The sequence below is a fragment of the Xanthomonas arboricola pv. guizotiae genome, from assembly GCF_002940205.1.
In the GTDB taxonomy this organism is placed as follows: domain Bacteria; phylum Pseudomonadota; class Gammaproteobacteria; order Xanthomonadales; family Xanthomonadaceae; genus Xanthomonas; species Xanthomonas arboricola_C.
Genome location: NZ_MDSK01000035.1, coordinates 39,023 through 51,323 on the forward strand (window position 1 = coordinate 39,023; position 12,301 = coordinate 51,323).

At 67.2% G+C, this 12,301-nt stretch carries 9 protein-coding genes, 1 other RNA gene and 2 pseudogenes; 6 read left to right on the forward strand and 6 right to left on the reverse strand.

The window, feature by feature from the left end:
- Positions 1-102 precede the first annotated feature (102 nt).
- The 5 genes from XarbCFBP7408_RS17965 (at position 103) to XarbCFBP7408_RS17985 (ending at position 4,634) form a co-directional block, all read left to right on the forward strand.
- Complete coding sequence (locus tag XarbCFBP7408_RS17965; protein ID WP_104564123.1) at positions 103-1,398, forward strand: sensor histidine kinase; 1,296 nt, start codon at positions 103-105, stop codon at positions 1,396-1,398.
- Positions 1,395-2,171 (forward strand): LytR/AlgR family response regulator transcription factor, encoded by a 777-nt coding sequence (locus tag XarbCFBP7408_RS17970; RefSeq protein ID WP_104564113.1) that lies wholly within the window; start codon positions 1,395-1,397, stop codon positions 2,169-2,171. The genes XarbCFBP7408_RS17965 and XarbCFBP7408_RS17970 overlap by 4 nt, the downstream gene beginning before the upstream one ends.
- A 35-nt stretch (positions 2,172-2,206) precedes the next feature.
- The gene (locus tag XarbCFBP7408_RS17975) at positions 2,207-2,578 is read left to right on the forward strand and encodes a hypothetical protein (protein WP_065032928.1); all 372 of its coding nucleotides are present in this window, start codon (positions 2,207-2,209) and stop codon (positions 2,576-2,578) included.
- Between the two features lie 162 nt (positions 2,579-2,740).
- A complete protein-coding gene (locus tag XarbCFBP7408_RS17980; RefSeq protein WP_104564114.1) occupies positions 2,741-4,336 on the forward strand; it encodes an APC family permease in 1,596 nt (531 codons plus the stop codon).
- A gap of 220 nt (positions 4,337-4,556) precedes the next feature.
- Positions 4,557-4,634, forward strand: a non-coding RNA gene (locus XarbCFBP7408_RS17985) — sX9 sRNA.
- Positions 4,635-4,737: 103 nt separating this feature from the next.
- Here the strand turns inward: XarbCFBP7408_RS17985 and XarbCFBP7408_RS17990 are convergent.
- Positions 4,738-5,456, reverse strand: a pseudogene (locus tag XarbCFBP7408_RS17990) (hypothetical protein).
- Between the two features lie 439 nt (positions 5,457-5,895).
- On the opposite strand from XarbCFBP7408_RS17990, the gene XarbCFBP7408_RS17995 reads away from it, so the two are divergent.
- Complete coding sequence (locus tag XarbCFBP7408_RS17995; protein ID WP_104564115.1) at positions 5,896-6,822, forward strand: oxygenase MpaB family protein; 927 nt, start codon at positions 5,896-5,898, stop codon at positions 6,820-6,822.
- A 103-nt stretch (positions 6,823-6,925) separates the two neighbouring features.
- Here XarbCFBP7408_RS17995 and XarbCFBP7408_RS18000 read toward each other — a convergent pair whose 3' ends face one another.
- From XarbCFBP7408_RS18000 to XarbCFBP7408_RS18020, 5 genes and pseudogenes are all read right to left on the reverse strand, one after another.
- Positions 6,926-8,995 carry a M13 family metallopeptidase gene (locus tag XarbCFBP7408_RS18000; protein ID WP_181106853.1) on the reverse strand — a complete coding sequence of 690 codons (2,070 nt, stop codon included), beginning with the start codon at positions 8,993-8,995 and terminating at the stop codon, positions 6,926-6,928.
- 150 nt (positions 8,996-9,145) lie between these two features.
- Positions 9,146-9,841, reverse strand: a complete 696-nt coding sequence (locus tag XarbCFBP7408_RS18005) for a glycosyltransferase (protein WP_104564117.1) — start codon at positions 9,839-9,841, stop codon at positions 9,146-9,148.
- A gap of 118 nt (positions 9,842-9,959) precedes the next feature.
- Positions 9,960-10,955, reverse strand: a complete 996-nt coding sequence (locus tag XarbCFBP7408_RS18010; RefSeq protein WP_104564118.1) for an aldo/keto reductase — start codon at positions 10,953-10,955, stop codon at positions 9,960-9,962.
- 276 nt (positions 10,956-11,231) lie between these two features.
- Positions 11,232-11,801: a flavodoxin family protein gene (locus XarbCFBP7408_RS18015; RefSeq protein ID WP_039518741.1), complete on the reverse strand. Its 570-nt coding sequence runs from the start codon at positions 11,799-11,801 to the stop codon at positions 11,232-11,234.
- 93 nt (positions 11,802-11,894) lie between these two features.
- Positions 11,895-12,209: pseudogene (locus tag XarbCFBP7408_RS18020) on the reverse strand (LysR substrate-binding domain-containing protein); the annotation flags it as partial.
- Between the last annotated feature and the right edge of the window lie 92 nt (positions 12,210-12,301).

Here is a 12,301-nt window from a genome sequence, read left to right on the forward strand (position 1 = left end):
CGGGCCATTGACGCCGCGCCGGTGGCCATTCGTCGCCCGGGGCTTTCGCCCGATCGCTTGCCGGCTATGCTCGCCGCGTCCCAACCCAACGAGCTCCCACCCGTGTCTGCCAGCGTCTTCCTGATCGTGCGTATCGTGTTCGCCTGGGCCGCCGCGTTGCTGGTGGCCGCGATCATGTGGGCGCAGCTGTTCGGCTCCACCGGCGCGTTCTTCGGGCTGATCTGCGTGGTGCTGCTGACGCTGGCCCTGATGAGTGCGATCACGCATGTGCGACGGGTGCGCCTGATCGCCGGGCGGCTGGATCACGACACCTTGTCGACCCGCCAGCGCCGCCAGATCGAGGTGCCGCTGGACGTGCAGGCCAGCTTCGCCGTGGTCGAAGAGGCCGTGCGCGCGTTGCCGCGCGTGCAGGACATCGAATGCGCGCCCGGCAGCCTGCTGATCCGCGCCAAGGTGCGCCGCATCGACCCTTACGAAGGACGTCAGCCCTCGCGCTGGAACCTGTTCGCGCGGTTTGCGATCAAGCGCAACCAGGTGCTGGTGACGATCACGCCGGGGCAGGGCACCAGCAGCGTCACCGTGCTGTGCGAGCCCGACGCCGGTGCCTGGGTGGACCTGTTCGCGGTGGACGAAGGCAGCAATTACGAGAACGCCGAGGCGATCAATCGCGCGGTGGTGCGCCGGGTCGGCGAGCAACGTCGCGACGAACAGGCCGCGGCCGAGCAATCGGTGATGGAAAAGGAACTGGCGGTGGCCCGCCTGAACCTGCTGCATGCCCAGGTCGAGCCGCACTTTCTCTACAACACGCTGGCTAGTGCCCAGGTACTGGCACGCACCGACCCGCCGCGCGCGGAGATCATGATCGGGCACCTGATCCAGTACCTGCGCAGCTCGCTGCCCAGCGCCGACGGGGCCATCTCCACCCTGGGCGAGGAACTCGAACGTACCCAGGCCTATCTGGAAATCCTGCGCATCCGCATGGGCACGCGACTGGTCCTGCAGGTGGAAGTGCCCTACGAACTGCGCGCGCTGCCACTGCCGTCGATGATGCTGCAGACCCTGGTGGAGAACGCGATCAAGCACGGGCTGGAACCCAAGCCCGGCGGCGGCACGATCTGGATCCTGGCGCGTCGCGTCGACGACCATGCCACGCTGACCGTGGCCGACGATGGCCAGGGCTTCGGCACCCACACCCAGGGCACCGGCATCGGCCTGAAGAACCTGCGCGAGCGCTTGCAGTTGATCTACGCCGGCAAGGCCAGCTTTGCCATCGTGTCCAATTTCCCCAGCGGCGTGGCCGCCACCATCAGCCTGCCGCTGCCGGCGCAGATGACCGCCACACGCATGCCGCCGCCGTTGCCCGGCGCGCACAGCTCCACCGCGCAGGTGCAGGCATGAGCGCGCTGCGTGCGGTGATCGCCGAAGACGAAGCGTTGCTGCGGCAGTCCCTGCTCGCGCTGCTGGCCGAGGTGTGCCCGCAGCTGCAGGTGGTGGGCGAATGCGAAGACGGCGCCGGCGCGCTGGAGACCATCGCCACCCAGCAACCGGATGTGGTGTTTCTGGATATCCGCATGCCCGGGCTCACCGGCATCGAGGTGGCGCGTGCGCTGCGCGAGGTCAGCCCGCGTACCCAGGTGGTGTTCGTCACTGCCTACGACCAGTACGCCATCGATGCGTTCGAACACGGCGCGGTGGACTACCTGCTCAAGCCGATCAGCCGCGAGCGCCTGCAGGCCACCTGGCAGCGCGTGCAGCAACGCGCCGCAGCCGGCCAGCCGGACGGCCAGCTGCTGGAGGCCCTGCTGCAGCGCCTGTCCGCGCGCCCTGCTGCCGCCAGCGCCGCGCCGCCGTTGGCCTGGCTCACCGCCAGCAGCGGCCGCGAGACGCGCCTGATCGCGCTGGACGAGGTGGCGTATTTCCAGGCCGACCAGAAATACACCACGGTGATGACCGCCGCTGGCGAGGCGATCCTGCGCACGCCGCTGCGCGAATTGCTCGACGTGCTGGACCCGCAGGTGTTCAAGCAGATCCACCGCTCCACCATCGTCAACATGAAGGCGGTCGCCTCGGTGGTGCGCGAGGACACCGGCAAGGGCCGGCTGGCACTGCGCGGGCGCAGCGAAACGCTCACCGTCAGCCAGCCCTTCATGAGCCTGTTCCGCGGCATGTAATTCCCCCGATCGCATCGACTGAAAGGATTGCTGATATGCGCCTGATCGCCTCCCTCGTGTATTGCCTGCTTGCCTTGGCCGGTTGCCACGACCGCAACGGCACCACCTCCATCACCCGCGCCACCAGCAATGGCCAGGACGTGATCTTCAGCAAGACCCTGGCCACCGCCACCGACCTCAATGTGCATTGCCTGGCCAGCAGCAGCGGTCGCTGCCATTACCTGGTGTACGAGGAACACTGCGCCGCGCCTGCCGCAAGCAACACGACGGGCACGCCGGCCTGCGCACGCAGGACGCTGGACAGCTTTGCGCTGACGCCCGGGCAGGTGCGCGAACTGCGTGGCATTCCGCGTCAGGCGCATACCTGTGTGGATACCAGCGCGCCCAGCGCCGATTGCCATGGCTGAGCGCGCGTTGCAGGCCTGGCTCGGCGGAAACACGTTTCAGCAATGTAGCAAGCCATGCTGCAACCGGACGCAAGCCTGAATACGCACTGACGATCGGCGGCCGCTTCTGCGATCATTGCCGGCTTGTTGCCGGTTCACGGCGTCCTCACTGCCAGGCTTCTCATGTCCGAACACGCGCTACGCCGCGACGTTGGCCCCTTCGCCCTCATGCTCACCGGCCTGGGCTCGATCATCGGTTCCGGCTGGTTGTTCGGCGCCTGGCGCGCGGCCGGCCTGGCCGGCCCCGGTGCGATCTGGGCCTGGGTGCTGGGCGCGGCGATCATCACCACCATCGCGCTGTCCTACGCCGAGCTGGGCGCGATGTTCCCCGAGTCCGGCGGCATGGTGCGCTACAGCCATTACTCGCACGGCTCGCTGGTCGGCTTCATTGCCGGCTGGGCCAACTGGATCGCCATCGTCTCGGTGATCCCGGTCGAGGCCGAGGCCTCGGTGCAGTACATGGCGTCCTGGCCATGGGCCTGGGCGCAAGGGCTGTATGTGCAGGCGCCTGGCGGGGCAGGCGAGTTGTCGGTGCCGGGCCTGCTGATTTCGGCAGTGCTGGTGCTGGTGTATTTCTTCCTGAATTTCTGGAGCGTCAAGCTGTTCGCGCGCTCCAATACGCTGATCACCGTGTTCAAGCTGGTGGTGCCGGCGGCGACCGGCGTGGCCTTGATCGCCAGCGGCTTCCACAGCGAGAACTTCAGCGTCGGCATCCACGGCGACGCGCACGTGCTCGACCTGGCCGCGGTGCTCACCGCGGTGGCCACCGCCGGCATCGTCTTCAGCTTCAACGGCTTCCAGAGCCCGGTGAACCTGGCCGGCGAGGCGCGCAACCCGGGCCGCAGCATTCCGTTCGCGGTGCTGGGCTCGATCGCGCTGGCCACGGTGGTCTACGTGATCCTGCAGGTGGCCTACATCGGCGCGGTGCCGCCGGACCTGCTGGCCAAGGCCGGCTGGCACGGCATCGATTTCCGCTCGCCGTTCGCCGAGCTGGCCATCATCGTCAACCTGCATTGGCTGGCGATGCTGCTGTACATCGATGCCTTCGTCAGCCCCAGCGGCACCGGCATCACCTATACCGCGACCACCGCGCGCATGGTCTACGGCATGGAAAAGAACGGCACCATGCCGTCGGTGCTGGGCAAGCTGCACCCGGTCTGGGGCGTGCCGCGCATGGCGATGTTCTTCAACCTGGCGGTGTCGTTCGTGTTCCTGTTCTTCTTCCGCGGCTGGGGCACGCTGGCGGCGGTGATCTCGGTGGCGACCATCATTTCCTACCTCACCGGCCCGATCAGCGCGATGGCGCTGCGCCGTCATGCCCCGGAGCTGCATCGCCCGCTGCGCATCGCCGCGCTGCCGGTGCTGGCCGGCGTGGCCTTCGTGATGGCGACCGAGCTGCTGTACTGGGCGCGCTGGCCGCTGACCGGCGAGATCATCCTGCTGATGGTCGTGGCGCTGCCGGTGTACTGCTACTACCAGGCCAAGCAGGGCTGGCCGGACCTGCGCCGCAACCTCAAGGGCGCGGCCTGGATGATCTGCTACCTGCCGACGATCGCGCTGCTGTCCTGGGCCGGCAGCAGCGACTTCGGCGGGCACGGCTACCTCAGCTACGGCACCGATCTGGCCGTGGTCGCGGCGGTCGGGGCGGTGTTCTACATCTGGGGCGTGCGCAGCGGTTGGCGCACCCCGTCGGTGGAGAAGGCGGTCGCGCAGGCGTGAGCGCCTGATCGCTGATTGCTGCCGGCGGAACCGGGCGCCTGTCGCCGGGCGCCGCAGGCAGAAACAAACGGCCGGAGCCCTGCAGCGGCCGTTTTTTGTTGGTCGCCACGCACGCCATGGTTGTGCAGCCATTGGCGCCGCCTGGTAGCGCGCACCCAAAGAGCGCCTGACGCGACGACTGCGCCGTGTCAGGCGGCCGCGGCCGGTGCCCGGAATCGGCATGTACCACACCCGTATATTCCGGTTCCTGCGCGCCGTCCGCACCTATCCGATGACTGCTCGCAACCTGGTGTGAGCCGCCACTTCGTTGCGAGCGGACATCGGGCGGATCAATCGGCGCGTTTCGCCAGACACGCCGGCTTGTCGGCGTCTCCCGGCAAGCCTACATCAGTCCTGGAGCGCTACGCCAGCGTCCCCGCCGCGCTCTGGGGAGCGGTATTGGCCACCAGCCGCGGCGCACCGTCGAAGCGATCCAGATCGCGCAACAGTTCGGCGTAGCGACGCAGCCGCCCCATCTCGCGCATGTTGACGATGTCCTCGTGGCGCAATTCGCGCCTGGAGCTGACTTCCTGCTTGTAGCGCAGCACTTCCGGATAGCGGCGGGTCATGTCCAGCGCATCGGCCACGCACTCGACCGAATCGGCATCCGGGGTGACCCGTGCACGGCTGTTGAAGGCGCGCAGCCAGCGTTCGAAACCGGCGCTGTGGTCGAACAGATCGGCGATGTACCACATGACGAACAGGATCGAGGCCCACGAGGTGAAGATGATCACCACGCGGCTGAAGGTGAGGTGGTAGTCGTTCTGCCAGAGCTGGTGGGTGATCACGCCCAGCAACACCAGCGAGATCGCCTGCCAGCCGATGATCGAGGCGATCACCCACTGTTTCTTGGCCACCTTGAGCAGATTGAGCTCCTGGTCGAGCTGTTCGTCGGTCTTTTCGCGCCAGTGCGCGACCTGCTCGTCGAAGGAGCGCCGGTGGAGTGCGTTGTCCTGCAATAGCAGGCCCAAACCCTTGAACAAAGCGATCATGACAAGCTCCTGACGGATGGCTGGTACGAACGACTTGCTGCACCCGGCAACGCGCCGGTGCCCTGGAGCGCCCGCGCAGCGGCTGGCAGTGATGCTGGCCGGTGCGCGGACGGCCCTAGTTCTAGCACTTTCGCTGTGCTTGGCAATGCCTGCTGTGCGCCGATGGCCGCCCAATCCTGCGCAACGGCGCACAAATCGCGGTATTCAGGCGCTTTGCAGCGTTCGCCGGGCGATCGCAGCTGCGGTGCGCCGCCATTCTTGCTGCGCTGCACACTCGCGCCTGCGTGATTGCATCCATGGCGGTTGCGACCGGTGCGCCCCGGTCAGGCGTACAGATCGCGTGAGCGCCGCGCAAGCATGCATGCCGCGCAAGGGCCGGCGACAGGCGGGCAAGCACCTGTCGAGAAGGTCGGCGCGCATGGGGACGAGCAGCGCACACAGAGCCGCCAATCCCCAATCCCCAATCCCCAATCCCAGCCCCTCAAGGCCACGACGCGGTCTTGCAACCGCCTAGGTATCCTTGCGCGCATGTCAGCCGTCCTGCGTACCCTCACTGCTCCCGCCGCCAGGCAGATCCATCGCTGGGTGCTGGGCGCGTTTCCGCGTGGCCAGAGCACCATCGACTACGACCAGCCACTGGGGGATCCCGGTATCTTCGGGCCCGACAGCATCACCTGGCGCGTGCATTCCGAATTCCCCGGCATGTTGTCCGGTGGCCTGTGCGCATTGATGCTGCAGCTGCTGCACCCACGCGCGCTGGCCGGGGTCTACGACCATTCCAACTTCCGCGCCGACCTGATCGGGCGGCTGCGGCGCACCACCAACTTCGTCGCCGGCACTACCTACGCCCCGCGCGCGGAGGCCGAGCGACTGATCGCCCGCGTGCGCAGCATCCATTCGCATATCCACGGCCACACCGCCGACGGCGTGCCTTACGACGCCAACGACCCGCAGTTGCTGACCTGGGTGCACGTCACCGAAGCCTACGGTTTTCTGCAGGGCTGCCGACGTTATTGCCGCGACGTGCCGGCGCACATCGCCGATCGTTACTACGACGAAGCGCGCCGCGTCGCCGAAGCGCTGGGTGCCGCCGATGTGCCTGCCAGCGAAGCACAGGTCGATGCGTATTTCGCCACCGTGCGCGGACAGTTGCGCATGGACACGCGCTCGCGCGAGGTGCTCGACATCCTCACCGGCATCCAGCTGCCGGTGCCGGCGGCCGGTCTGTCGCGCGGGGTGTTCCTCGGTGCCGGTACCGCCCTGTTGCCGGGCTGGGCCAGCGACATGCTCGGCCGCACCACCACGCAGCGCGCACGGGCACATGCGTCGGCGCGGCTGCTGCGCAGCCTGTCGCCGTTGTTCCGCACCGCGCTACGCGATGGGCTGTCCGCACGCGCGTGCCGCCGCATGCAGCTGCCGCAGACGCTGTTGCTGGAGTGGCCAGGGGAGCGATGAGTGCGGGTGCTTGCCTGGGGTGCAGGGCGGTGGTGTGGCGCGGGGATAGTGCCCACGGATCCCGCTCCACGTCACAGGCAGCGGCCATCACCGCAAACACCAGCTACCAGATCCGCACCCGCTGCCCGGGCGGCAGATACAACTGCTCGCCCTGCTGCACATTGAACGCCGGATACCAGGCATCGAGGTTGCGCACGGTCTGCGCGCGGAAGCGTCCGGGTGCGTGCACGTCGGTGAGCACGGCATTGCGTAGCGCCGCGTCGCGGTACTTGCCGCGCCAGGCCTGGGCAAAGCCCAGGAAGAAACGCTGGTCCGGGCTGAAGCCGTCGATGGTCTGCGGTTGCTTGCCCTGCAGCGACAGCTGGTAGGCGTCGTAGGCCGTGGCCAGGCCGGCGACATCGGCGATGTTCTCGCCCAGCGTCAGCCTGCCGTTGACGCTCAGATCGTCGAACGGCTTGTACGCACTGAACTGCGCGGCGAGCGCATTGCCGGCGGCCTCGAACTTTTTCAGATCCTGCGGCGTCCACCAGTTGTGCAGCTCGCCATGTTCGTCGAACTGCGCGCCCATGTTGTCGAAGCTGTGGCTGATCTCGTGGCCGATCACCGCGCCGATGGCGCCGTAGTTCACCGCATCGTCGGCGGCCGGGTCGAAGAACGGCGGCTGCAGGATTGCGGCAGGAAACAGCAGGCGGTTTTCCAGCGGCACGTTCAGCGCGTTGACCTCCTGCGGCAGCATGTACCACTCGCGGTGATCCACGGCTTTGCCCAGCTTGGCCAGATTGCGCCGGTACTCGAACAGCTCGGCGCGCTGCACATTGCCCAGCGCGTCGTCGCGGCGCACATCCAGCGCGCTGTAGTCGCGCCAGGTGTCCGGATAGCCCACCGCCACCGTCAACCCGGAAATCTTGGCCCTGGCATGCTGTTTGGTCTGCGGACTCATCCACTCCAGCGCATCGATGCGTTTGCCGAAGGCGGTGACGATGTTCCTGACCATCTCCTCGGCACGCGTCTTGGTCTGGGCGCTGACGTACTTCTGCACGTAGCGCTCGCCCACCGCTTCGCCCAGGGCCGCGTTGGTGGCGTCGATGCCGCGCTTCCAGCGCTGCCGTTGTTGCGGCGTGCCTTCCAGCGTGGTGCCGTAGAACGCAAAGCGCTCATCGGCGAAGGCCTTGGACAGATACGGCGAGGCGCGGTCCAGGGCGCGAAAGCTCAGGTAATCCTTCCAGGTCTGCAGCGGTTCGGAGCGCACCAGCGCCGACAAGCCAGTCACCGCACCGGGCTGCCAGACGATGAAATCCTGCTGCGCCTTCAGGCCGGCCGCCTCGAAGAACGGCGCCCAGTCCAGGCCGGGTGCGTTCTGCGCGAAATCGGCCTGTTTCCAGGGGTTGGCGCCGGCCTGTACGTTGTTGGTCTGTTCGGCGGTGGCGTGCACGCGCGCCATCGCGGTTTCCAGGGCCAGGACGCGTTCGGCCCTGGCCGCCGCGTCATCGATGCCGGCCAGTTCCAGCAACGTGACGATGTGCGCGCGGTAGGCGTCGCGCATCTGCGTCATGCGCCCGTCGTCCAGATAGAAGCTGCGGTCCGGCATGCCCAGGCCGCCCTGCACAAGATACGGCACGTAGCGCCCCGGGTGATGCAGATCCTGCGAGATCCACAGACCGAACAGCCGGTCGGTATGGAAGTTGGTGGAGTTGAGCAGATCCACATCGGCGCGCAGCTGGCCGCCCAGGGTGCGCGCCAGCGCCTGCTTGTCATCCAGCTGCGCAATCGCGTCCAGTTCCGGTCGTACCGGGCGCACGCCCTTGGCCTCGATCCCGGCTTCGTCCATGTAGGCCGCGTAGTAATCGCCAATCTGCTTGTCTTCGCCGGTGACACGGTCGTTGGCGGCAGCGCCTTCGATGATGTCGCGGCTGTGCTGCTCGGTCTCGATCGCGATGCTGACGAAGCTGTTGAAGCTGGAGCGGTCGTCCGGGATCTGGGTGGTCCTGACCCAGTTGCCGCTGGCGTAGCTGAAGAAGTCGTCGCCCGGTGCCACGCTGCGGTCCATGCCTGCCGCATCGAAGCCGAAATCGCCCAGCTTGGGCGTGGTGGGGGGGGGCGTGGCGTGCGCCGTCGTTGCCGGTGAGGTGCCATCGCGGTGGCACGCGGCGGTGCTCAGTAGGGCAGCCGACAGCGCAGCGATCAGGACAGGACGGTACAGAAGAGCCATGCGGGTGCAACTCGCAAACGAAAACAGACATACCAGTGTAAATTGCCGACGTCGTCACGTCCCGACACGATGGTTGCACGCGGCCGGCACCACGGCCGCGCGGACACGCGCGGTTCAGCGCCGGCGCTGGTACCAGAAACCCAGCGCATCGCGGGTCTGCAGCATGCCGCGTCCATGCCGTAGAAAGCGCAGCAGCAGGCCCAGGTGCTCGCGCTTGGAAAAGCTGCGCAGCTTGCGGTCGGAGGTATGCACGGTCTGGCGCAGGATCACGAACCGGCCGCAGCGTGCCAGCGTGCGACTCAATGCCACGTCTTCGCCGGCGTAGTAACGCGTATCGAAGCCGCCTGCGCTGACGAATGCCACGCGCGTGCAGAACAGGAAGCAGCCCGGGGCAATGCCGCTGACACGAAACAGCCAGCCGAACGTCGCCTGCGCCATGCGTTCGAACCACACGCGCCTGCCCTGCAGATGCACCTGCGCGCCACCGCCGACCGCGCCGGCATCCAGCGCCGCCAGCGCCGCGCCGACCACCTGCGGGTTGATCAGCGTATCGGCGTCGAGAAACAGCAGGCAATCGCCTTGCGCCTGCTGCGCGCCGGCATTGCGGGTGGCGGCGATATGCCGCAGTTGCACCTCCAGCACCTGCGCACCGGCCGCGCGCGCGATGGCGGCGGTGTCGTCCTCGCAGGCATCGGCCACCACGATGACCTCGTAGTCCAGCTGCATGGCCTGCGCACAGGCGTGCAGGCACTGCAGCGTCTGGCCGATCAGCGCGGCTTCGTCATGGGCGGGGATCACGAACGACAGCATGGCAGGACGTGGCACTCGGACGGTGGTGATGCCAAGTGTGCGAGCCATGCCGGCGCGATGGCGTGAGCGCACGCAGTCGTGGCTATCTGCGCGACTGCGTGCACTCACGTGGGCACGCTCAGCGGCTGAGCGCGCCCATCATCGCTTCCGGATACCGCGTACCGGACGCGGCCTGCAGCGGGAAGATCGCATCGATGCGTGCGAGCTCGTCCGGCATCAGCGCCACATCGAGCGCGCCAAGGTTTTCTTCCAGGTAGGCCAGCCGCTTGGTACCCGGGATCGGTACCAGGTCCTGGCCCTGCGCCAGCACCCAGGCCAGCGCCAGCTGCCCCGGGGTGATGCCCTTGTCGGCGGCGATCGCCTTGACCTGTTCCACCAGTTGCAGGTTGCGGGTGAAGTTTTCGCCCTGGAAACGTGGCGAATGGCGACGGTAATCGTCGGCCTCGAAGTCGTCCGGGGAGGCAAATGCGCCGGTCAGGAACCCGCGGCCCAGCGGCGAATACGGAACGAAGCCGATCCCGAGTTCGCGCACGGTGGCGAAGACGCCGTTGTCCTCGGGCTCGCGCGACCACAGCGAGTATTCGGTCTGCACTGCGGTGATGGGATGCACCGCATGCGCGCGGCGGATGGTCGCTGCAGCGGCTTCCGACAGCCCCAGGAAACGCACCTTGCCCTGTTCGACCAGCCGCGACATCGCACCGACGGTGTCTTCGATCGGCACGTTGGGGTCCACGCGGTGCTGGTAGTACAGGTCGATGTGCTCCACGCCCAGGCGGCGCAGGCTGGCTTCGCAGGCCGCTTGCACATAGTCCGGGCTGCCATCGATGCCGCGCACCGACGGGTCATTGGGATCGAGCTTGATGCCGAACTTGGTGGACAGAAACACCTCGTGCCGACGCGCGGCGATGGCCTTGCCGACCAGGATTTCATTGGTGTGCGGGCCGTACATGTCGGCGGTGTCGAGCAGGCTGACGCCGCGATCGAGGGCGCGATGGATCACCGCGATCGAGCCGGCCTCGTCGCTGCGATCGCCGTAGAACGCGCTCATGCCCATACAGCCGAGGCCGAGCGCAGAGACGGTGGGGCCGGAACGGCCAAGCGTGCGGGTTTGCATGGTGGGGGAAACTCCGTGCGGCGAACAAGTCAGGGGAGGATGCGGCGGTGCGCGTTAGCACGTTGTGGCCCGTGCGATGACGTGCCATGGGCGGCTGGCGGGCTGCCGTAGCGCCCGCTGAGCGCACAGGCGAGCGGCGCACAGGCAAGCATCGGCGTTACAAGGCGCAAGACCCGAACGCGCGCTGCGACGCCACGCAGAAACCCGCGCATGTCGGCAGACCAGGGCCCACCGCCATGCACGGGTGTTCTTACGCAGGCGCTACCACTGGCCGCTTCAGCCCTTGAGCTTGCCGGCGAATTCGGCCACGCGCTTGCCGAGCAGCTTGGCGGTTTCCAGATCGCCGCTGCGCGGCGCTTCTTCCGGCGAGGCATCGGAGGGCGAGATCGCCAGTGCGCCTGCCGAACCGGCGGTCCAGTTGATGTCCTGCGGACCGTGCGCCTTGGTGTTGGACGGCAGCAGGCCGGTCCCCACCCAGACCTGGCCGTGCTGCTGCGACAGCGTCCAGAAATACTGGATGGTGGCGTACTTGTCGCCGTTCACCGAGGCCGAGTTGGTGAAGCCGGCGGCGATCTTGTCCTTCCAGGCCTGCGCAAACCACGGCTTGGAGCTGGCGTCGGCAAACTTCTTGAACTGCCACGCCGGCCCGCCCATGTAGGTGGGGCTGCCGTAGATGATGGCATCGGCTGCGCCGATCGCCTCCCAGGCATCGTCGGGCAGGTTGCCGTCCTGATCGATGCGGTACAGCGTGGCCTCGCCGACACTGGCGGCGCCGGCGTGCACGGCTTCGGCCAGTTTGACGGTGTGGCCGTAGCCGCTGAAGTAGATGATGGCGATCTTGCTCATGCGCAGTCCTGTGGGTCGAGGGGACCCCGATTGTGACCACACATGCCGTGTCAGGTTAATGACCATCGACGGGACGTACTGTTGCCGGGCTCATCAGCGCCCGGGATCGCCCATGCTGTCGACCAGGTAGTCGATGAAGCTGCGCACCTTCGGGGCCAGGTGGCTGCGGCTTGCATAGACGGCAAAGATGCCGATCTCCCCCAGTGCATACTGCGGAAGGATGCGCACCAGCCGGCCGGCGGCCAGGTGCTCGTCGGCCAGGAAGTCCGGTTGCATCGCGATGCCCAGACCGGCCGCCGCCGCCGCGCTCAGCACATGCCCGTTGTTGGCGCGCAGGCTGCCGTGGATGCGCACATCGCTATCGCCATCGGGCCCATGGAAGCGCACCTCGTCGCCGTTGGGCGAGTAGAGCGTGTTATGAACTTTGCTCTTGTCACGCTAACGTATACGGATGAAGCCTCGTAAGCCATATCCGACCGATATTTCCGACGAAGAATGGG